Origin of the sequence: Mucilaginibacter lappiensis (genome assembly GCF_900155965.1) — a bacterium.
In the GTDB taxonomy this organism is placed as follows: Bacteria; Bacteroidota; Bacteroidia; order Sphingobacteriales; family Sphingobacteriaceae; genus Mucilaginibacter; species Mucilaginibacter lappiensis.
This window is the reverse complement of sequence record NZ_FTMG01000005.1, coordinates 274661-297705: the sequence shown is the minus strand read 5'-3', so window position 1 is coordinate 297705 and position 23045 is coordinate 274661. Positions and strand designations below refer to the sequence as shown.

Below are 23045 nucleotides of genomic sequence, written 5' to 3'. Positions count from 1 at the left end.
TCCTGAGCGTAGCGAAGGATCTTCTTTAACAGGTAAGCCGCATAATAGATGCTTCACTACGTTCAGCATGACAAATCAAAAAAAAATTTAAACGCTACTGCGGTATTTCGTAATAATAGATAGGGGAGAAAACGCCTTCGCTGGTGGTATAATAAGCCTTTCCATCAGGAGTGAATCCAATAGCTTCGCCTTGTTTTTCTACCTTATAACTCAGTTCATCCGGCTTTCTGCGCATGGTTTCCCAAATGTGTTCTTTGGGCTCGCGTTTCCAGTAATACACCTTTTCATAGCTTTTTAGCAATATCTGTTTTCCATCTTTGGATATATCGCCGGCAGTGATCCATTTAAAGGGCTTAAAGCCCGAGAAAAATAATTTGGTCCGTTTGGTAAGGGTAACGGTATCTTTAGCCGTGTACATTAAAGGCGTAGTATAAACCGATACGGTATCTTTTCTTTTACTTACAATGCACAATAATTTTTCAATCGGATCAATCATCAGGGTTTCGGCATCTTTAGGGCCATCCGGATATTTCAGATAAAGGGGTTCCGCTTCTGCATGGGTAAGGCTGTCCGTAGCCCATGATTTTTTTTCGCGGATACGATAAATGGTAATGTACGGCCATCTGGCGGCATTATCGCCAATATCGCCTATATAAACGTAGCTTTTGCCTTTGGCTGGTCCGGGGCCCACGGCAATATCTTCACAGTCACGTACACCCAGGGGGATGTTATTAGCGCCATTAAAGTAAATAGTGGTTTTTAATTTGCCATCGGGCGTTATCGCAAAAAAACGACTGGTATCGCCGCTGTCGTTATGTACATAATAAATGTTTGGGTTGATGGATGAGGCGGTTATGCCCGATATCTCGTCCATTTGTTTACTGTTGAGTGTACCAGCTTGAGCAACCTTGTCAAACAGTCTGTGCTTGGCAAAGGCTCCTACAAAAATAAGGATGACTAAAGGTGCTATTAATTTTAATTTTTTTGATCTGGTCATCTTATTTGTTACAAATAATAACGCAAATTAACCAAAATATTATGAAGATAGCATTAATTAAATCGCCTTAGTTCACAAGGAAGTAGTTGGAGAGCAATAAATTAGAGACTGTAGGCCAGTGATTAAGAGGTGCTTTTTAGCAGATTTAATTACTTTCTGCAGACAAGCTTTTTTAATCTAACTGCTGCGGTTTCCGTTCAAATTTTTGAAATGGCATTTTAACTGCACCAACAAAACTTCCGTTCAATTTCTCGTCCATGTGTGTGTCAATACCAAACACGGTTTCTTCTTTGCTTAGTTTGCCAAAAGTGCCAAATAACCTATCCCAGATGCTTAATACGTCGCCATAGTTGCAATCGGTATAAGGTAACTGGTAGTGGTGATGCACGTGGTGCAGATTGGGGGTAATAAATACCAGGCCTACAATGCGGTTAACCTTTTCGGGCAGCCTGAATTGTGTGTGCGCAACGATATTGGAGAAAGATTGAAATGTTTGACGTAAAATTAAAACACCGATAGCCGGGCCGCAAATAAATACCCAAAGCATCAGGAAACAGGTACGGATGCCGGTTTCAAGAGGATGTTCGCGGGTGGTAGTGGATACATCAACATTTAGGTCACTGTGATGTACCAGGTGAAATCTCCATAATGCTTCCACCTTGTGCATGGTAACATGATAAATATACTCGCACAGGTCAAGCAGTACAAACAGGCTGGTGTAGTATACCCAGGGATTATTATGGTATGGAATAAAATTAATCAACCCCCAATGATGAGCGATGGTCCATTTGGATATCAGGATAACAAAGGTGGTTAATAACAGTTGTATAGGTAACGCTGTAAAAATAAATGAGGCGTTTACAGTAGAGTGTTTCCACTTGGTTAGGGTGCCTTCTGATGAAGCTATAACTTCGGCAAACCATAAGCTGGTAATGATGCCTGCGTATAAAATTACCTGGGTTAAATCTTCGTGATGTGAGAAAAAGGAGCGCAATTCAGCCATTTATTAAATTAAATTAATAGGGAGTTAAAGGTAAATTAATTTAGCATATTTTAAATAGTTGATCTTTTCGTCTTCATCATTTGTTCATTTTTAAAGAATGCTTTTGGCATCAATAAAACAACCATGTCTGTCTATCAAAGAAGGGCCTTTGAGGCCCTTCTTTGATAGCATCCCTTATACCTGGCTTGGTTCAAGCTTAGGTTTTGCGCTTTCGGTTCGTGTCATATCGATATCTGGTTTTGATATATCAGTTAACGCAACTTTGCCGCGCTCTTTACGCAGGATGCGGTTAAACAGAGATATTTCACGATCAAACAGGAAGCGGAAAAATAATTTTGTCCACGAAGTATGATAATGTAAGGTATCATAATACTCGGGTGCTGTTTTTTTGATCTCGGGTAATTTATTCCAGGGAATTGACGGAAAATCATGGTGCTCGTTATGGAAGCCCACATTAAAGGCTACCACGTTAAAATTGCCATAGTAGCTATAAGTTTCCTGCTCAACACTATGGGTAAGGTAATGTTCCTGTATCCAGCGGGCACCCAGTGGATGTAAGCCAACTGAGAAAGAAAAACTTAACAATAAAAAAGCAACTGCAGGCCAGCCCATAAAGTACCATATAGCAGTAGTAAATACCACTTGCAGTACAAAGTTGGTGAGTATCCAGCCATCAAAAGGGTGTATTTCTCTTAACCTTGATAAACGGAAAAGCTGGAAAACCGGGAAGAATAACAACCACATAGCTTTACCAAAAAAAGAATTGCTGATCAGTTTTGCTTCCCATTTGTTGGGTAAATCGGCATCCAGTTCATGTACACCCTGAAAAGAATGGTGTTTGATGTGGTATTTTTCGAACGATATGGCGCTTGGCAATATTTGCGGTAAATTGGCAAACATAGAAGCCCAGCGATTGGCATTGCGGTTTTTAAATAACAGTTGGTGGGTGCATTCGTGTATCATCACAAACAAGGCATGATCAGCAAAAGCACCTAATAAATAAGCTGCACCAAAAATAATCCACCAGGATTGGTCACGAACAAACCAGGCTAAAACCACCTGAAATGCCACCAGGCCAATGATAGCCCATATGGTTTTTGGGTTTTTGCCAATCAGCTTACGTAATTCTGGAAATTGCTTTAATATTTTTTTTGTGCGGATACGATGAGGTTCAGACTCCTGGGAATAAACAAAATCAGTTTTCTTAATCATATAAAATGTAAACGTTAAATATAACAATAACGTGTTGAAACTATCATTTTTTAGTAAAAAATTATCGTCAAAGGTCAAAAATTCATCAACAATTCACGAATATTTTATATAAAATTTACTTTGCCGATACCTGAACACCAATGCTTTAAGCATAATATGCTGTAAACGGGTAGTAAATCGGCTCCCGTTAAAATTTACTTGGTAGACTCAGGCTATAAACAACTGCATTAACACCTGTAGGGATTTTAATGGTGTTTTTGCTATATCAGATCCATGAAAAGGCTTAATAATAAGCGTTCCCGAAAGTGCTGAAAATTTTTATCATATTAAATTAATTGTTATTATTTTTTCATTTACAACACTTATTGCCGTTTTTACCCTTACTCTTTTGATATAATATTTTATAATTTTTAACGATTTCTAACTAATACGTGAGCTAAGCTATAGCATCAATTTGTAGACATTTTGTATTTAAGCAGATTTACTACAGTTTTGATCAGGAGCTTTGTGTGTCGGGCTTAGGTATTCAGTAAAATATTGCGTATTTTTGTATATACAACAGCCCGGTTTTCCTGATAAAAAAGGAAACCGGGCTGTTTGGTTAAAGGAAAATACAAGCCAAACCCCACCGTTTGGTAGGTAGTTATTTGACAGCCAATAGTTTAATACTTTTTAAACCTTTCAAAACGTGCAAAAAATTTGTTAAAAAGTGTTAAAATGGCATTAAAATTTAGGTAAAACGGATAATTACCGGGCTTTTTTGCCCCCTTTCTGAACAAAAAAATGTTAAAATAATAGGTTTAAAAAGTTTTTGGGGATGTGTTTATGCCGGCTATACTCCAGAATATTTAAACTCATAACAATAAACTTACAACTCAAAATTTAAAACTATGTGGTGGATATATGCTTTATTTTCGGCCTTGTTTGCGGCGCTTACCGCCATATTTGCCAAAGTAGGTATTAAAGGAGTTGATACCGACCTGGCAACTGCCATACGTACCGTAGTGATACTGATATTAGCCTGGGGCATTGTGCTATTTAAAGGCAGCAATCAGGGCATCAGCGGTTTAAGCAAAGTAAACTGGACATTCCTGGTGCTTTCGGGCTGCGCTACCGGGCTTTCATGGATCTGTTATTTTAAGGCGCTGCAATTGGGTAAAGTATCGCAGGTGGCGCCGGTTGATAAACTGAGTGTGGCCCTTGCCATTATTTTATCCGTAGTTTTTTTAGGCGAGCCCCTTAGCTGGAAAACCGCCTCGGGTGCTTTGCTCATTATCGGAGGAACCTTGGTACTTATTTTTTAATGGTTTATACCAGATATTTTACTTGGGGTTAATCATATTGTAACAAATACACAACAATTGATAAAATTCAGTTTTAATCCAATCTTTCTTGGCAAATTCGCGGCTTGAATAATCCTTTTAGCACAGTAATGAAGCCTGTTTATATACTATTTTTATTTGTAGTTTCTTTTGTAAATGCCGAGGCCCAGGTTAACCCCGTTGCCAAGGGCAAAATAAGTGGTAAAGTTACCGATGCCACTAATAAGCAGCCGGTTGACTATGCCACCGTATCTGTTTATAAACAGGGGAGCACATCGCCATTTAACGGGATCAGTACTGATACTAAAGGGAATTTTACGGTAGATCATATCCCCGCAGGCGAGTATAAAGTGACAGCAGATTTTTTAGGTTATCAGCGGGCTACTATTGAGCATGTGATTGTAAAGGATGGTAATGTATCTATCGGTGAAATAAAATTAAGTCCCGTACCGCACCAGCTTCAAGGCGTCACTATCACCGCTAAAACACCTACGGTAGAAAACAGAATAGATAAAATGGTGTACAACCCTCAAAATGATTTGAGCGCGCAGGGCGGTGTGGCTATCGATATATTAAAAAAAGTGCCACAAATAACGGTTGATATTGATGGCAATGTAGAGTTGCAGGGTAATGCCAATATCCGTTTTTTAATCAACGGTAAACCTTCCAGTATTTTTGGGGCAAGTTTGGCCGACGCACTGGCCAGTATCCCGGCCAGCCAGATCAAGAGTATCGAGGTGATTACCAGTCCGGGTGCTAAATATGATGCTGCCGGTACCGGTGGTATCGTAAACATTATTTTAAAGGATAGCAGGGTAGAAGGTGTAAATGGCAGCGTTAACCTATCAGCAGGTACACGCCGCGAAAACGGGTCATTTAACCTGAACGTGCGCAAAGGTAATTTTGGCGTGAATGCTTTTTTTAGTGGTAACGCGCAGATTAACACTAATGCGCCCAATACACGTAACCGTAATTCAAAAGATTCATTGAATAACAATACCAATCTATTTCAACAGGGTAGTAATAACTTTAGACGCAACGGATATCAATCCGGTCTGAATTTTACCTGGAACATTACCAAACATGATGATCTGAACGCCTCTATCGGTTTTAACCATTTTGGCAACCATGGTAATGGCATAACCAATGAAGATTCGCGTAAAACAAGCGCAACCGGTAGTTTGCTATCAGATACGAGTGATATTCGCAATTCCAACAGTAAATTCAACGGCACTTCTACCGATGTAAGCGTTGGGTACAAAAAAACGTTTGATAAAGAGGGGCAGGAGCTTAATGTGCTATACACCTCCAGCTTTGGTAATAATAGTTTCAGCTCTTTTCAACAGCAGGATTATTTAAACAATGTTAAACCTTCAACGGGGATATCAAATACCAACCCCGGTAAAGATCATGAAACCACGGTTTCTGTTGATTACACCCATCCGGTAAGTAAAAATTTTACGGTTGAAACGGGCGGCAAACTCGATTTTAATAACATTAATAATAGCGTAGCTACTTCTATATTATCGCCAGATGGGGTATTTGAACCAAGTGCTGCTCAAACATATAGCTTTAAGTACGATCGCAAAATATACGCCTACTATTTGTCGGCTTCCGCATCGCTATTTAATAATTTTTTGGATGTAAAAGGTGGCTTAAGAGATGAATACACCGTTACGAATTCTGATTTTCAGGGAGTTAATATTCCTAACTATAACATCCTGGCGCCATCGCTGGTGTTCTCCCATAAGTTGGATGCTACACAATCCATCAAGCTAAGTTACACCCGCAGGATACAGCGCCCAGACTATGGCGATCTGAACCCATTTTTGAATATCAGCGATGTGCATAACATCAGCACCGGCAACCCGAACCTGAAACCTGAAAAGGGTGATAATTTTGAACTGGGTTATAATAAAAGCTATGATAAAGGAGCTAACATCAATATTGCTGCTTTTTATCGCCGCAATACAGATGATATACAATCGTTTACAACCTTTTACCCCACATTGGATGTAAATGGCACTACTTATACTAATGTATCCTATAATCAACGATACAATTTAGGATCAGAGATACGTACGGGTATCAACATCTATGCTTCTGTACCGGTTACCAGTAAACTGAGTTTGCGCACCAATATGATCTTTAGCGACAGAACCAGTAATAACCCGGGTTTTACAAGTGTAAGCGCTTTTGCTTACCGTTTAAACCTGAATGCGCAATACAGCTTTGGACATGACCTGAGCGCGGAGTTTTTTGGTAACTACAATTCGTCGCAGAAAGGTATACAGGGTACCAATCCTAAATTTGTGTTCTATAACCTGGCCATGCGTAAAATGTTCATGAACAAAAAGGCCAGTATCGGGCTTACAGCATCAAATCCGTTCGCCAAATATGTTAGCCAGAGTTCAACAACTTTCGGAAACGGTTTTTATCAAACCAACCTGCGACTGGTTCCGGTGCAGTCATTTGGCATCAGCCTGAGCTACAAATTTGGCAAGCTTGAATTTAAAAAAGATAACAGGGACAATAAAGAGGATGATAACATGAATAACAACTCTGATAACCCTCCTACAGAAAAACCTAAAGATAATAACGGCGGCGGCGGAAAAAGCAAGTAAAGCAAAAAGCGATGCTGAACTTATTTCAACATCGCTTTTTGTTTAGCAGTTTTAAGAAAAGAGCTATATGTTGTTATCCGTTTTTGATCAGGATGCTTTCAATAATAAGGGTAGCATCCTCGCAGCTGTCGGTAGCGGTTTCCATTGCCATAAATACGTCGGTATATTTGATCAGCTGTATGGCATCTGTTTCATTAGCCAGCAGATCGGCAAAAGCTTTATTATAAACGGTATCGGCCTGGTATTCCAGTTTTTTGATGCTGGCACAAAGCTCAAATATTTGCGCAGAGTTGCCCAGGTTACTCATAGCGTTGATCGCTTTTTCAAGCTCAGTGCTGGTTTGTAGTATTAAATTGCCCAGGCTTAAAATAGGAGATGTTATTTTAGGTACATCATATAAATGTATCCGGCGCGACGCCATGGCAATACTATCGGCTACATCATCAATAGCTGCTGCCAGATCGCACATATCCTTACGCTGAAATGGAGATACCAGCTGTTTGCCCGATTCTGAGAATACCTGGTGGGTAAGCTCGTAACTTTTGATCTTTAATTTATCAATATGGGTAAAGTTGTACTTTTGCTCAAAAACATCTTTTGAGTTTACGGCTATGTCAAGCAATTTGGCCATTTCGGCCACATTGGCTGCTGCCTTGTTAAACAGGTCATAAAAAATCTTATTAGAATTTGGAAGTATCGACATACACTAAACTTTATGATCCTTTTTTAATATCATTAAACTAAAATGTTGAATTTTAGCTGATTAACTTGCTTAAGTCCTCAATAATATTTTGGCTAAATGTAGATATTAATTTGCGCTTAAAGGTCATGTTATTGTTAATGTAATGTTAATTTAATATTATTAATTAACGTATATTTATTGCATGCCCAAGCATCATTTACCTACTTATGCTATTGTTGAGCTGCTGATAAGACTATCGCAACATAATTATTTGATAGGCGATTACAAGAATCATAGCGCGTTTGATACGGGTGTCATGGTTAAAACTTCGGGAGGGAGCATTAGTTTCCCAACCCATATTGTACTTCGGCAGTTTGAAGACCCCACCACCATTAGTGATGACGAACTATCGCAAATGGCATTACGTTTCAGGAAGGCTTAGCAGCACTGTATAGCTAAGGGTTTATAAAGTACTTTGTAACATTTGAGGGTGGATAAAACAATATGCCCACACCCTTTATTATGTTTATATAAGTTCACTATTTATGAAACCCGCTGATAAACATTATAAATTTATAAACAGTAAAACTGGTTATGTAATTTATTATCATTCCATAAGCAGCGCTCATACCGCCGAACAGATCAAGACCGAATTGCAGGAAATAAAGGCCAGGGTAGCCATTCAATATAAAATATACCTCGAAACCGTTTACTGGGAACAGTTCGAAGACGATGTTAATGTTTAAGCTTATCGTCTAGTGATGGAAAAGATAGTATAAAAAACCCCCGCCTTGCGGCAAGGGTAAAAAACCACAACAATTGTTTAATCTTAAGGCTATGAACCCCTAAGATCAATTCCTAACTGCAATGTGGCATTCCTAATATAGGAACCTTGCTGACAGTCAATTAGTTTTAGCTGTTTGCATATATTTTACAGGTAATGTGTTAAACTAACTTATTTACCAGGTAAATGAATAAGCATACAATTTTCATCTTATATTTACCGATAAAACTATAAAACAGACTATGAGAAGATTATTACAATTTAAAGCAGGATTGCTTTTTGCATTTGTGCTTTTAACGTCGGTTGCCTTGGCCCAGGATAAGAAGCCGGCAAGCCCGCATGACAGTACAACAGCTGTAGTGGCCGGTTCAACTATCAAAATTAAATATGGCAGCCCTTATGTAAAAGGCCGCAAAATATTGGGCGAATTAGTGCCATTTGATAAGGTATGGCGTGCAGGAGCCGACTCCGCAACCAGCATTACAACCAGTAAAGCTATAAAGATAGAAGGCAAAGCGCTTCCTGCCGGAAGATATGCTTTTTTTGTTATCCCATCTAAAAGCGGAACGTGGACTATTATTTTCGACAAGAACCCTAAACAATGGGGAGCTTATACTTATAAAGAAAGTAATGATGCTTTACGCGTAACAGTTAAGGGCAAAACCGCACCTAAAAGTGAAAGCCTTGTTTATACAATTACCAAAAACGGCTTTAATCTGAAATGGGATACATTTGAAGTGCCGGTTTCCATAAAATAAGATTTTTTTAATTAACCTGATGAAAAAAGCCCCTTTGAGGGGCTTTTTTCATAACCGGGTAACCCGAATAACTGTTTAATAGTAATTTAGTAAATTACTATTGGCTTATACTTACATCCCTGATGCGTTATAATCTTCGCGAAAAACCTTTGTTAAAAAAAATAGCAGTCATATTATTACTGGCGCTGGCCATTTTTATCCTGATGCAGTTAGCAGATCATCCAGCATGGGTTGAGCGTTATTACTCAGAGGGATTTTACATATTTATTTGCCGCGTATTACACCCGGTTTTTAACTTGTTTCCTTTTAGTGTGGGCGATGTTATATATATAGCCATCATCGTCTACCTCATCTATAAAACTATCAGCTTCTTTAAGGTCCTTTTTCAAAAACAGCTTAAAAAAGCAGGTATGATGTTATTGGGGTTAATTATAGGAGTGCAGGCAGGCATATTGGCATTTTATCTTTTTTGGGGGATGAATTATTTTCGGCCATCTGCAGCTGAGCGGCTTAATTTACGGGATACTTCTTTTACAACTGCCGATCTGTGTGCAGTAACCCGGCTGCTTATAGATAGTGCAAATGTAGCACGGGCACGGGTTACCACAGCCGATTTGGCACAAAGCAACAGTACTATTTACCAAACAGCCGAACGTGCGCTGAAGTCATTATCAGCTGGTTCGGTTAGCTTTCGTACATGGCACCCGGGTGTTAAGCCATCAATGCTGACTTTTTTGCTCAACTTTATGGGTACGTCTGGCTATTATAATCCCTTTACCTCCGAAGCACAGATCAATTATCAGATGCCTGTTTTTAACCGACCTTTTGTGGCCTGCCACGAGATGTCGCACCAGATGGGTTACGGCGCCGAAGATGAGGCCGATTTTGCCGGCTTTGTGGTTGCCATTCACTCCAATGACCGGCTGTTACGCTATTCGGGCTACCACCTGGCTGTCAGCGAATTTATGTACTCACTGGGCAGGCGTGATACAGTAGCTTATAAAGCACTGAAAGCCACCATATCAAAGGATGTACGCCACGATTATGCCATCGAACATAACTACTGGCTATCCTACGAAAATAAGCTCAACGCCATCAGCAGTATTTTTTATGATAGTTTTTTAAAAGCGAATAATCAGCCTAAAGGGCTCGAAACTTATAACCGGATGGTATTGCTGGTGATGGCCCAGGAACGTAAAAATTGGGTTAGTTCATTGGTTCATTAGTGCCTGACAGATTTTACCTACATATACAAATAAACTAATAAGCAAGTGATCCAATGAACTAAAATAAAAAATGCGTCCCGGTATCTCACCCCCGGAACGCACTGCAATATCATCAAATGATATTGTATCAACTAAATCTCAGATATCATGCTTAATGAGTATCTAAGCTCTTATAAATTTACCGTGGCAAAAAAGCGTCTGGTAAACAAAACTTTATTACTTTGTAAGTATGCTGTTTTATAGCGGTAAGATTGATCAGTTAAGTATCCAATTATGAATAATTGAATGGAAACGCCTTTGCATTGTAAACATTGTACGCTTGAACGGCAAATCTACTGTAATTATTATGAAAACATTTTAAACTTTATAATCAAAAAGTCAAATTGACTAGTAAAAATATCGTTACCATGAAACCTTATATAACTATAGTTTTAATATTTTTCCCGATAGTAACTTTTGCTCAAATATTTAACCAAAACGAAATAAAACGAGCTAAAGAACAGGCAAAAACGGTTACCATTATACGTGATAATTGGGGAGTTCCGCACATTTATGGAAAAACAGATGCAGCGGTAGTTTTTGGACTAATGTACACTCAATGCGAAGATAATTTTAAAGGTATTGAGCGTAATTACCTGTACCAATTAGGCAGGCAAACTGAAGCGGATGGGAATAGCAAGCTATATACGGATGTACAATTACAGCTAATAGCCGATAGTGCCGAGGCCATTAAAGATTATAAAGCCAGCGCACCCTGGTTTAAAAAGCTCATGGATGCTTTTGCCGATGGTATCAATTATTACCTGTACCAGCACCCAGAGGTAAAACCACAGGTATTTAAGCGCTTTGAACCCTGGTATGCTTTAATGTTTACCGATGGCAGTGTTGCCGCTACCGAAACCGGAGGGATCTATCTTAATGAAACAGAAAGATTTTATAATGGCAAGGGTGAAAGACTGGGAGCCTTGAACAGCAAACCAACCCCAATTTATGATATGGTGAATGAGCGTGAAACCGGGTCAAATGGTTTTGCTATAGCGCCATCCAAATCGGCATCGGGACATGCTTTGTTATATATTAACCCGCATGTGCCTTTTTATTTCCGTAGTGAGGTAGAGCTAGTGAGCGATGAGGGACTATATGCTTATGGTGCGGTTACCTGGGGGCAATTTTTTATTTACCAGGGATTTAATCAGCATTGCGGTTGGATGCACACCAGCAGCTACGCCGATGTTGGTGATTTATATGCCGAAAAGATGAGCAAGAAGGACGGCAAATGGTATTATGAATATGATGGCTCACTTAGGCCGGTTACTACCCGCAACCTGGTGTTGAATATTAAAAACGGCGATAAGTTGGAACAAAAAACAATCACAGGGTATTATACGCATCATGGGCCTGTTCTTGGTAGTCGCGGTGGTAAATGGCTAGCGCTAAAAGCCAACAACCGTTCCTATAATGCCCTGCTGGAATCATGGTTGATCACCAAAGCCAATAATTTGGCCGAGTATAAAAAGGCCATGGACCTGGTATCCAACGCTTCAAACAATACGGTTTATGCCGATGATAAGGGTAATATTGTTTTCTGGTATGGCAACTATATCCCCAAACGGGATCCGAAGTTTGACTGGAGCCTGCCCGTTGACGGTAGTACCTCTGCAACCGAGTGGCAGGGTGTACATTCCCTAAAAGATATCATTACTGATATAAACCCGGCTACCGGCTGGATACAGAATTGTAATTCCACACCATATACGGCCTCAGGAAGTAGTAGTCCGGATAAAAATGAGTATCCTGTTTACATGGCTCCTGACGGAGAAAACTATCGGGCCATTACCGCTATTAAACTGCTTAAAGATGCTAATCATATTACGCTTAACAGCCTGATAGCGAAAGGTTATGATCATTATCTCGCCGCCTTCGACGATCTGTTGCCGCCTTTGTTCACCGCTTATGATAACGCGCCTGATTCTGTTAAACAGTTACTTAGTGAGCCTGTACAATTATTAAGGGAATGGGATAAGTATAGCGCTGCAAATTCGATAGCCAGCAGCCTGGCTATTGAGTGGGGTACGGCAATGATGAAAAATTTGCCCCCGCCCCAAACCGATCAGCAGAGCACTTTTATTACCCAACGTGTGAAAAAACTTGCTCAGATGAGTGGCGGTCAGCAACTTGGACTTTTAACAGCTGTTTTAAAAAACCTGCAAAGCCGCTTTGGCACGTGGAAAATACAGTGGGGCGACATAAACCGCTACCAGCGACCTGTTGATGGCATTACCTTTGATGATAAACTATCGAGTATTCCTGTAGGGGCAACCGGATCGGGCTTTGGGCAGTTGCCATCGTTCCAGAGCCGTACCATGAATACGCAAAAACGCTATGGTTATTCGGGTAATAGCTTTGTAGCAGCTGTTGAATTTGGCCCGCGTATAAAGGCCAAAAGCATTATAACCGGCGGACAGTCTTTTGATGTTACATCAAAAAACTTTACCGATCAGGCACAGGGATTTATTGACGGCAAATTTAAGGATGTGTTATTTTATAAGAGCGATGTGCTTAAACACGCTCAGAAAACCTACCATCCTGGCGATTAAGCCACGGACTGAAAAGTATATTTGGATATCAAAAAAATGAAGAAATATCTCCTGATAGCCTTACTGGCATGTTGTAGTGTTGATGTATTTGGTCAAAGTATTACACTGAACGACCTGATCAATATCTCCAACATGCCCAATGATGATGCCCATAATTACCTGGTGAATGGCAAAGGATTTAAAAACGAGTACCTGCAGGATGTTAATGGCCACACCGTAGAGCACCTGCACAAAATTGCAGGCAATAAAACCCAGGAAACCGTGATCATAGGCGAAGGTTATAAGCTCAGCAACGGAACTATGTTGCGTACGGTCACCTATAAATCACAAACCCCTCAGCATCTGTTTAATTTAATAACACAAGCCAAAAGTGCCGGGTTAAAAATGAATATCCAGGGCGCCGACGCCGCAAATAATATTTACCTCTTTGACAACAGCTTTTATCATATAGCCGTATATGTTAACCGCAACAACACATTCGGATCATTGGAAGTAAAGCAGAAAGAGTTTATCGGGTTCGATTAAACTTTCGCCGGTCAAAATTCAGTATAGCTTTATTATATTGCATAACCAATTGATAAAGCCTATGAAAACCATCAGTCGCAAAAAGTTTATTACTACGGCCGCACTGGCAGCTGTAGGGGTGCCTTTGGGATTAAATACCCTCGGAAAAACATCTTCTGATCACCTAGCTTTTAACGACCAAAACAACACAGGTACTCCCGCTGCCGAAAAGATCAGGGTAAGCATCTTCTCCAAGCATTTGCACTGGCTTAATTATACCGATATGGCTGCTTTGGCTGCCGAAATGGGGTTTGATGGCGTTGACCTTACCGTGCGTCCCGATGGTCATGTACTGCCCGAGAATGTTACCGCCGATCTGCCAAAGGCGGTTGCCGCGGTTGAAAAAGCCGGATTAAAAGTATATTCCATAGTAACCAATATTAAACAGGCTGATGAAAAATATGCTGCGGATATTTTAAAAGCGGCTTCGGCACTGGGTATTAAATATTACCGTACGGCCTGGTTTAATTATGATAAAGCTCTCAGCGTCCCAGTAAACCTGCAGGTAATCAGTAAACAGCTTGCTGGCCTGGCTGCTTTAAATAAACAATACCATATGCACGGCGCTTATCAGAACCATTCGGGCGATCTGTTTGGCGCCTCTGTCTGGGATCTTTGGCTGGCGCTTAAAGATCTTGATCCGGCATCCATTGGTTGCCAGTATGATATCAGGCATGCTACCACCGAAGGTGCCGATACCTGGGCTACTTCGATACAGCCCCTTGTCCCTTTTATTAAAACCACCAACATCAAGGATTTTTACTGGGAGAAAAAGGATGGCAAATGGCAGGTGAAAAGCGTTCCGCTGGGCGAAGGCATGGTTGATTTTAAGAATTACTTTGAAGTTGTTAAACAACAAGGCATAGGCGGGCCCATGAGTTTGCATTGTGAATATGAATTGGGTGGTGCGCAGGATGGTGCCAAACAATTAACTATCAGCAAACAACAGTTTACCACTGCTGTACAAAAAGACTTATCCACATTGCGGGGATGGCTAAAAGATCACGCTTTGTGATCAATTGCCAGATAATTGTTGGGTTGCCCTTACTTTCAACTACTTACATATCCTCCTGTCGAAAAAACAATTTGCATATATAGCACGTTTGTTATTATATTTATTAAAATAAGGTATGCACCTTTAACTCAATAAAGCCGCTGCCTTGTGTACCAATTAACCTTTAAAAAAAGGAGGCTGTCATGAACCTGGTTCATAAAATTGAAAATTGGGGAGATACTCATCACCCTAAGGCCCTTGATCTGATACGTATTGCGCTGGGCGTATTTTTATTATTGAAAGGTATAGCCTTTATGGAAAATACGGCTTACCTTAAAAGTCTTATTGATAGTCAGAATGTGGTTGATCTGACACCTGGTGTATTGATGGCGCTGGTTTATTATGTAACGTTTGCCCACATGGTTGGCGGTGTACTGATAGCGGTAGGCATACTCACCCGTTTGGGTTGTATTATACAAATACCTATTGTTTTGGGCGCGGTATTTTTAACAAGCATATTTCAGGAACCTATCAATGCTCTGGCATGGCCATCTATTGTGGCACTGGTATTACTGGTGCTTTTCATGATCCTGGGGTCTGGGCCTATATCATTAGATAAGTATCTTTCAGAGAAACAGTAAATTCTTCCTGGGAGGAATCGTGGTAACCCTTCAATCGCCCAAATCAAGGTTCAGATGGCTAATATCCTGTAGCTAATTCATCTACATAACACCAAAGCCAGCGTTCGCCGGGCTCGGCTGAGATAACTACCGGGTGCCCGGTTTGTTCAAAATGCCTGGTCATATGCGTGTTGGGCGAACTATCACAGCAAAGCGTAACACCGCAAGTTTGACAGGTACGCAGATGCATCCACGAGGAATGTGTTTTTACACACTCCTCGCAAATGTAATCCTGTGGTTGTTTGATATCTTTAACAGCAGCCAAATGCTGGCATGTTTCCTCTTCTATCATTTTTATTTTATTAAACTTCTGCCAGATATTTATGTACAAAGCTGATAGCCATAGATCCTTCACCCACGGCTGATGCCACGCGGTTCATCGCCCCGGCACGTACATCGCCGGCAGCAAATATGCCCGAGCAACTGGTTTCCAGTAAAAAAGGGTCGCGTTTAAGCTTCCATATCTTGCCAAAACCTTCATAGCTGCGTAACTCACGCCCGGTTTCAATAAAATCTTTATTGTTTTTGATAATATCGAGCTTGATCCAATCTGTATAAGGTTTCGCGCCGATAAAAATATACAGGGCATTAGCTACCTTTTTTTCTGTTTCCTGGGTTTTACAGTTTAACAGGGTTAGCTCTTCCAAACAATTGGTACCATAGGCTTCAGCTATCTCCGTATTAGGCACCACTTGGATGTTGGGTGTATCTGCTATTTGATGGATGAGATATGCCGACATGGTTGCTACCAGATCATCGCGACGGATAATAATATACACGTTTTTAGCAAATTTGGACAAGTGCATAGCTGCCTGGCCTGCGGAATTACCGCCACCAATTACATATACTTCTTTACCTGTACATGCCGTAGCCTCGGTAGTAGCCGCGCCATAATAAATGCCTGCTCCTGTATAGTTTTCAACTCCTTTAACCTCCAGCTTGCGATAATCAACACCTGTGGTAATTACCACGGTACGGCTGATAATTTCCGGGCCATCATCCAAAATAATGGTTTTGTAACCATCTTTTTGTTTGATGTCACTTACAGACTGGGGCGATAAAAACTCGGCTCCTAAACGCATGGCCTGGCTTATGGCACGCCTGGTCAAGTCGGCGCCGCTTAAACCTGCTGGGAAACCGAGGTAGTTTTCAATACGTGAGCTGGTACCAGCCTGACCGCCTGGTGCCTTACGTTCAATCAATAAGGTTTTTAAGCCTTCCGATGCACCATAAACCGCTGCTGCAAGGCCTGCAGGGCCGGCACCTATGATCACAACATCATAAACATCAGTCAATTGCTGCGGACTTTTATCTAATTTTTCGGCAATAGCTCTTATACTTGGTTTGGCTATATGACTACCATCCTCAAAAATTACCAAAGGCAAATCGTCGGTGGTTAAATTATTTAAGGTTAACAAACCAGCTGCATCAATATTTTTTTCGATATCAAACCAGCGGTACGGTATCAGGTTACCTGCCAAAAAATCTTTGATCTGGTGCGATTGCGGTGAAAACTGAAATCCAACCAGTTTAATACCTACAAACTCGGGCACGTAATTATTTTGCCAATCATCAAGCAGATCATTGATTACCGGGTACAGCTTTTCCTCGGGTGGATCCCAGGGTTTCATCAGGTAATAATCAAGCTGTACATCGTTGATGGCTTTTATCGCGGCCTCAGTATCTGAATAGGCGGTAAGCAAAACACGTTTAGCATCAGGGTATATTTTTTTTGCCTTCTCTAAAAATTTTACTCCTTCCATCTCGGGCATGCGCTGGTCGCACAGGAACAAAGCAACCACGTCCGAACTGTTTTTGAGTTCGGTAAGGCTTTCCAGGGCCTCATTTGCTGATGTGGTACTCAAAATTTTGTACTCTTTGCCATACTGCGACCTGATGTCGCGGCTTATGGACCGCAGTACCTGCGGGTCATCATCGATGGAGAATATTATAGGGCGGCTCATAGGGGTGTTTTTCTAAGGGTAAAATTATTAATATTTTGATACTAAAGAGCTCATCCGTCAATCAGGAAACAAACGCTGAATACAGTTTTGCCTGGTTCTGATTTTACTTTGATGGAGCCGCGGTGTTGCTTTACAATTCGTTGCACTACTTCCAGACCCATGCCTGTGCCTTTGCCCATTTCCTTGGTAGTAAAAAAGGGGTCAAATATCAGGCTTTGTATCTCCTGTGGTATACCTGGGCCGTCATCAACAATAAAAACTTCTACAAACTCGCGGTCGCGCCGGGTTTTTACAGTTAATGTGCCCGTACCATTAACGGCCATGGCATCAATGGCATTATCAATCAGGTTGGTCCATACCTGGTTAAGTTCACCTATCAGCGCCCTTACTTCGGGCAGGCTTTCGTCAAAATCTTCAATAACGTTGATATTGCCTTTCCTGATCTTATAACCTAGCATGGTAAGCGTGTTGCGTATGCCAATGTGTATATCGGCATATTGTTTATCCTGGCCACGATCCATGTGGGTAAAGGTTTTAACGGAGCTTACCAGCTCGGCAATGCGCCTGGCAGATTCCTGTATATCACTGATCATTTTCTCGGAGATCAGCACATCACTTATCCAGTTTAATATATCCGACAGGTTTTCGGGTGCAACAAGAGCATTAAATTTTTCAAGGGTATCCGTGCTGAAATTAAAATCAACAAAGCTTTCAACAATATCGTAACCATTTTCAATCTCATGCTCATCAAACCACTCTATTATTTCATCTTCGCGATGGGTACGCTGCTTAAGGCTTAAGCGGGTTGCATTTTGCTGTGAAATTTGTTGGAATAAGAGGTCGGTGACTCCGGTAACCTGTTGAGGTTCAAGTCTCATGGTGAAAATGGCCTTAACGCTTTCTGGTTCCTGTTCCAGGTGTTTTTTTAGTGTAAGCGAGTCGCGCACGATGGCCGATGCCGGGTTGTTAAGCTCATGCGCCAATCCCGCGGATAACTTACCCAGAGCCATCATCTTTTCGTTTTGCTGCTGCATGGCCGTAAAATCACGTACACGGGTGGTCATGATATTAACCAGCGATTGCGTTAGCTCATAATGATTCCTGATCATATCTGGTATCAGGTCGGTATCAAAGCTGCGTATATGTAGCTTTCCAACGGCCTGTGCATACCCTTTAGATATCTTTCCTCTTGAAAAGGGAAGATAGCCGGTGATATTGCCACTATCTACAACTGTAAATTCGCGTCTGGAACCACCTTGCATCATAAAAAAACGCATGCCGCCCTCAACCATAATATGAGGGCCGCTCATGGGTTCGCCGGGTTGCATCAGGAACTCACCATCCTCAAAAAAGTTATCTATACTATTATCCAGCAGCCATTGCAGTTGGTCTTCGGGTACGTTATTAAATGCTTCGAGCGATTTTAGCCAGGATACAGTTACCGTTTGCATGTATTAAAATTAGCTATTATTATTCAACAGTTTAATGAGCACAATATTGCGCTGCACTAAACCCAGCAAAATTGCTTTTGCTAAAATACGCATGATTTTTAAATTGGGTAACTTATGCCCAATGATTTACATTAAGAGGAGAAATCTAATTATAAGATGGTAATATCAGGAGGACTAGGAGGAAATTTTTGTGTTTATAAATGTATATTATTGATAATAAGATTATTGTAATTTTATTTCTAAATAAACTACATTCGTATTTGTTGCCTCTGAATAAAGTTTAAAAAATACAAACAACTTCCCGGTGACGGCCAGAAGCCGCCACCTTGTTGGAGAGATAAAGCATTGAAGGCCTTACCATCCCTGAGAAAGCTGGTAAGAAAGATCAAACATGAGATTGATCTGGATTTAGTTGATGTTATTGATTTAATCAGTAAAGCGCGTTCCGGGGGTGAGATACCGGAACGCTTTTTTTTGTTATTATACGTAAAATCAATGGCATTAGTTTGCGTCTTTTTTAACCTGGTTAAAACTTCATTAATGACGATCTTTATTGAGCAATAAAATTATTTTATATGGCTGACTGTTATAAAATTAAGCTATTTGTACATTTTTTATATACATTTACCCTATCAATTGTAAAATAGCTTGAATGAAACCGCTTTTACTGAAAGTTTCTTCGGGACCCGCACATTCGTTTAGTGTAAGACGCGATGTGTTGCCCGATATCAATAACCGTTGGCACTGTCATCCTGAACTTGAATTGATCTACTTTAAAAAAGGTGGCGGTACCCAATTTGTCGGCGACAGCATTAAGCAATTTAAAGCCGGCGATATGACTTTGGTTGGCTCAAACTTGCCGCATTACTGGCGCTTTGATGATGTGTATTTTGATCATAACGGGCACGAAAAAGTAGAGATAATTGTAGTGCATTTTTGCGAAAATTTTTGGGGCGACCATTTTTTGCAGCTACCCGAAAACAAGCTCATCAAAGTTTTGCTGGAACGATCAAAAAGGGGCTTGCAGATAAGCGGAAGCACCAAAGAAAAACTCAGCAAATTGTTGGAGGATATGCTGGATACCGATGGTGCCGAAAGGATCATCACGTTGCTTAAAGCACTCAATGCTGTGGCTATCAGCAACCCGGGTAACTACCTTACTTCTATTGGTTTCAAGTATGATCATAACGAATCGGAAAACGACAGGCTCAATAATATATATGAATACTCGGTGCGTAATTTCAGAAAAAAGATATACCTTGACGAGATAGCCGAAATAGCGGGAGTAAGCTCCAACTCCTTTTGCCGGTATTTTAAATCAAAAACCCGTAAAACCTATTCGCAATTTATTATTGAAATAAAGGTTGGTTATGCCTGTAAATTATTGATTGAGAATAAGATGAATATCAAGCAACTCTGTTACGATAGCGGATTTAATAATTTTTCGACTTTTCATAAGCACTTTAAACAGGTAACCGGGAAAAGCCCGCTCATGTATCAAAAAGAATTTACTAAAAATCCGTAGGAGGATAGGAACTCATCATAAAGTGGGTTTACATGTAAATTCACTTTATGATGAGTTTTATTACTTAACTTATTGATTATTAATAACATAAATAAATGTAAACCATAAAAAGTGTAAACCATGTAAACCCACTTTAACAAAGGTAATTTCTCCTGAATTGGTGTAGCGGCGGCTTGATAAATAGGCAATTATCCTTATATTTAGCCTCCAACCTTTTCAAATTATGATTCGTAATATTCTATTGGTTACCTACCGCAATCTGGTAAAAAACAAAATATATACTTTTATTAATGTAACCGGTTTGGCGTTGGGTATGGCGGCGTTCATACTCATCACGGCTTTTGTGAATTTTGAAAAAAGCTTTGATCGCCTACATCCCGATGCGCCTCATATCTATCGTGTTGAAAGTCAGTTTTACCGGGGGCATGAGCTTACCGATAGCTGGCCAACCAGTACCAATGGATATGCCCCGGCTATGAAAGCCAATTTCCCCGAGATTGCTTCCTATGCCCGCATTAGCTGGGCCAATTCTGAGCGGGTTGTAAAATATAATAACACCAAATATCGGGAAGAACATGTTTGCTTTGCTGATAGTAACTTCTTTAGTTTTTTTGCCTATCCATTGGTAAAAGGCGACCCATTAACGGCACTTAAAGAAGTAAACACTATAGTTATATCACAATCGGCAGCAAAAAAATATTTTGGCAATGCCGATGCGATGGGTAAATTTCTGGATGTAAGCACGCTTGGCGATAAGTATCATTGCATGGTTACCGGCGTGTTTAAAGATATTCCGGCTAATTCAACTATGCAGTTTAGCTTCCTCATGTCCTGGGCAACTTCATCTAAGTTTGTCCAAAATTTTTGGTACCAGCATGAAAGCTACACTTTTGTAAAATTAAACCCGGGCGCTACCATTCAATCGGTCGAAGCTAAATTTCCTGCCCTGGCTGAGCGATATAAAACAGGTCCATCATTAAAAGAATTGAAGTGGGCCGTAAAACTGATACCACTTACCGATATTCATTTAAACCCGGCCAAGCCTTATGAAATAGAGGTAAAAGGTAACCGTTTCGCGGTTAATTTTTTAAATATAATAGCCTTCATCATCCTGGTGATAGCCTGCATCAACTATATTAACCTGGCAACCACCAAATCGGTTGATCGTGCCCGGGAAGTAGGTATCCGTAAAGTAAGCGGGGCGCATGTTTCACAACTTATCCTACAGTTTTTGATGGAATCATTCATCATTAACATAACAGCCTTGTTGTTGAGCTTTGTAATGGTATTAGGTGCTCGTTACGGATTGTCGCATTACTTGTATGACAGCAACACTTATGGGTTGCTGTTTAACAGCGCCCTGTTAATAAAAGTAAGCGCGGTGTTTTTAGGTAGTATTTTAATATCAGGTATTTACCCGGCTATGGTATTGGCGCGGTTAAAACCTATCGTGGTATTGAAGGGGAGGTTCGCGTTTTCAAAAAGCGGGATATTGCTGCGCCGGGGAATGGTGGCCTTTCAGTTTATGGCATCGGTACTGCTTATTGCCGGTACTTTTGCGGTTTACAGGCAGATTGTTTACATGAGCGGCCAAAATACGGGTGTAAATATTAACCAAACCATCGTAATTAAAACGCCGGTAAATACCAGTAACTACGCTCAAAAGATCAATAGTTTTAAAAATACATTACTGAGTTTCTCTGGTGTAAAGGCGGTTACGCTTTCGGGCGCTGTACCAGGTAGGGAAGTGCGTGAGTTTTTGGCCAACAGGCGTTTCGGTGCGCCAAAATCTGAGGAACGCACCTATGAAATGCTCAAGGTTGATCATGATTTTATGCAGGCGTACGGTATGCAGCTGATTGCAGGCAGGGCATTTGACCGTTCGCGTCCGGCGGATTCCATCGGAGTAGTCCTCAATGAATCGGCAGTAAAACAGTTTGGTTTTAGTTCGCCGGAAGATGCTGTTGGAAAAAAAGTATGGCTTGAAACAGTCGACAAACATCCCAACGAAGTGATCGGTGTCATTAAAGATTATCATCAGCAATCGCTGCAACAAAAGTATACCCCGGTGATATTGTTTATGGACCCAGCCCTGTCATGGATACCTGCCGATTATTTTTCAGTTAAAGTGAGTCAGAACAACATGCTACAAATGGTGAATAACATCAGGAGCACCTGGAATGATAATTTCCCGGAATCGTCATTTGATTTCTTTTTCCTGGATGATTTTTACAATCGTCAGTATAATCAGGAAACCCAGTTTGGTCATGTGTTTACGCTGTTTTCATCATTGGCTATATTTATTGCCTGTATTGGTCTATTTGGCTTAACCGCATACTCGGCTGCGCGTCGTACCAAAGAGATAGGCGTTCGTAAAGTTTTAGGTGCATCGGTACAAAGCATTATTTCGCTGCTTACATGGGATGTGGTGAAATTGATACTGGTATCAAGCCTTTTTGCTTTGCCGGTGGCCTATATTTTTATCAACCAGTGGCTTAATCACTATGCATTTAAAGTGGCACTTACCTGGTGGCAGTTTGCATTGCCCATATTGGCGCTGGTGGTTATAGCCATAGGCACCACTTTTTATCTCACGTTCAGGGCGGCGCTTACTAATCCTACGTCCTCATTGAGGAATGAATAGCCTCACCTAATCCTCTCC

The 23045-nt window shown here is 40.7% G+C and carries 19 protein-coding genes; 12 read left to right on the top strand and 7 right to left on the bottom strand.

Going from position 1 to position 23045, the window contains the following annotated elements; genetic code table 11:
* Window positions 1–94: 94 nt before the first annotated feature.
* From BW976_RS12660 to BW976_RS12650, 3 genes are all read right to left on the bottom strand, one after another.
* On the bottom strand, window positions 95–997 hold the full coding sequence (locus tag BW976_RS12660; RefSeq protein ID WP_076373648.1) for a hypothetical protein: 903 nt from the start codon (window positions 995–997) through the stop codon (window positions 95–97).
* A 172-nt stretch (window positions 998–1169) separates the two neighbouring features.
* Window positions 1170–2000 (bottom strand): sterol desaturase family protein, encoded by an 831-nt coding sequence (locus BW976_RS12655; protein ID WP_076373647.1) that lies wholly within the window; start codon window positions 1998–2000, stop codon window positions 1170–1172.
* A gap of 174 nt (window positions 2001–2174) precedes the next feature.
* A complete protein-coding gene (locus BW976_RS12650; protein ID WP_076373730.1) occupies window positions 2175–3212 on the bottom strand; it encodes a fatty acid desaturase in 1038 nt (345 codons plus the stop codon).
* 890 nt (window positions 3213–4102) lie between these two features.
* On the opposite strand from BW976_RS12650, the gene BW976_RS12645 reads away from it, so the two are divergent.
* A complete protein-coding gene (locus BW976_RS12645) occupies window positions 4103–4516 on the top strand; it encodes an EamA family transporter (RefSeq protein ID WP_076373646.1) in 414 nt (137 codons plus the stop codon).
* A 128-nt stretch (window positions 4517–4644) separates the two neighbouring features.
* Window positions 4645–7158: a TonB-dependent receptor gene (locus tag BW976_RS12640; RefSeq protein WP_076373645.1), complete on the top strand. Its 2514-nt coding sequence runs from the start codon at window positions 4645–4647 to the stop codon at window positions 7156–7158.
* Window positions 7159–7231: 73 nt separating this feature from the next.
* Here BW976_RS12640 and BW976_RS12635 read toward each other — a convergent pair whose 3' ends face one another.
* Complete coding sequence (locus BW976_RS12635; protein WP_076373644.1) at window positions 7232–7861, bottom strand: DUF47 domain-containing protein; 630 nt, start codon at window positions 7859–7861, stop codon at window positions 7232–7234.
* Between the two features lie 181 nt (window positions 7862–8042).
* Here BW976_RS12635 and BW976_RS12630 point away from each other — a divergent pair, with 181 nt between their 5' ends.
* The 8 genes from BW976_RS12630 (at window position 8043) to BW976_RS12595 (ending at window position 15404) form a co-directional block, all read left to right on the top strand.
* Entirely contained in the window at window positions 8043–8282 is a 240-nt protein-coding gene (locus BW976_RS12630; protein ID WP_076373643.1) for a hypothetical protein, read from the top strand.
* A 103-nt stretch (window positions 8283–8385) separates the two neighbouring features.
* Window positions 8386–8586, top strand: coding sequence for a hypothetical protein (locus tag BW976_RS12625; RefSeq protein ID WP_076373642.1), 201 nt, complete (start codon window positions 8386–8388; stop codon window positions 8584–8586).
* Between the two features lie 280 nt (window positions 8587–8866).
* Window positions 8867–9382 (top strand): DUF2911 domain-containing protein, encoded by a 516-nt coding sequence (locus BW976_RS12620; protein ID WP_076373641.1) that lies wholly within the window; start codon window positions 8867–8869, stop codon window positions 9380–9382.
* 122 nt (window positions 9383–9504) lie between these two features.
* The gene (locus BW976_RS12615; RefSeq protein WP_076373640.1) at window positions 9505–10608 is read left to right on the top strand and encodes a DUF3810 domain-containing protein; all 1104 of its coding nucleotides are present in this window, start codon (window positions 9505–9507) and stop codon (window positions 10606–10608) included.
* Window positions 10609–11015: 407 nt separating this feature from the next.
* Window positions 11016–13205 carry a penicillin acylase family protein gene (locus BW976_RS12610; protein ID WP_076373639.1) on the top strand — a complete coding sequence of 730 codons (2190 nt, stop codon included), beginning with the start codon at window positions 11016–11018 and terminating at the stop codon, window positions 13203–13205.
* A gap of 36 nt (window positions 13206–13241) precedes the next feature.
* Entirely contained in the window at window positions 13242–13730 is a 489-nt protein-coding gene (locus tag BW976_RS12605) for a hypothetical protein (protein WP_076373638.1), read from the top strand.
* Between the two features lie 61 nt (window positions 13731–13791).
* Window positions 13792–14784, top strand: coding sequence for a sugar phosphate isomerase/epimerase family protein (locus BW976_RS12600; protein ID WP_076373637.1), 993 nt, complete (start codon window positions 13792–13794; stop codon window positions 14782–14784).
* Window positions 14785–14966: 182 nt separating this feature from the next.
* Window positions 14967–15404: a DoxX family protein gene (locus tag BW976_RS12595; protein WP_076373636.1), complete on the top strand. Its 438-nt coding sequence runs from the start codon at window positions 14967–14969 to the stop codon at window positions 15402–15404.
* Between the two features lie 58 nt (window positions 15405–15462).
* Here the strand turns inward: BW976_RS12595 and BW976_RS12590 are convergent, their stop codons facing one another.
* Genes BW976_RS12590 through BW976_RS12580 form a run of 3 tightly spaced genes read right to left on the bottom strand, consistent with a single transcriptional unit; the run spans window position 15463 to window position 18858 of the window.
* The gene (locus tag BW976_RS12590) at window positions 15463–15735 is read right to left on the bottom strand and encodes a UBP-type zinc finger domain-containing protein (protein ID WP_076373635.1); all 273 of its coding nucleotides are present in this window, start codon (window positions 15733–15735) and stop codon (window positions 15463–15465) included.
* 10 nt (window positions 15736–15745) lie between these two features.
* A complete protein-coding gene (locus tag BW976_RS12585; protein ID WP_076373634.1) occupies window positions 15746–17407 on the bottom strand; it encodes a response regulator in 1662 nt (553 codons plus the stop codon).
* A gap of 50 nt (window positions 17408–17457) precedes the next feature.
* Entirely contained in the window at window positions 17458–18858 is a 1401-nt protein-coding gene (locus BW976_RS12580) for an ATP-binding protein (protein ID WP_076373633.1), read from the bottom strand.
* Window positions 18859–19510: 652 nt separating this feature from the next.
* On the opposite strand from BW976_RS12580, the gene BW976_RS12570 reads away from it, so the two are divergent.
* Both BW976_RS12570 and BW976_RS12560 read left to right on the top strand, forming a co-directional pair.
* Window positions 19511–20383: an AraC family transcriptional regulator gene (locus BW976_RS12570; RefSeq protein ID WP_076373631.1), complete on the top strand. Its 873-nt coding sequence runs from the start codon at window positions 19511–19513 to the stop codon at window positions 20381–20383.
* Between the two features lie 223 nt (window positions 20384–20606).
* On the top strand, window positions 20607–23027 hold the full coding sequence (locus tag BW976_RS12560; protein ID WP_076373629.1) for an ABC transporter permease: 2421 nt from the start codon (window positions 20607–20609) through the stop codon (window positions 23025–23027).
* Window positions 23028–23045 lie beyond the last annotated feature (18 nt).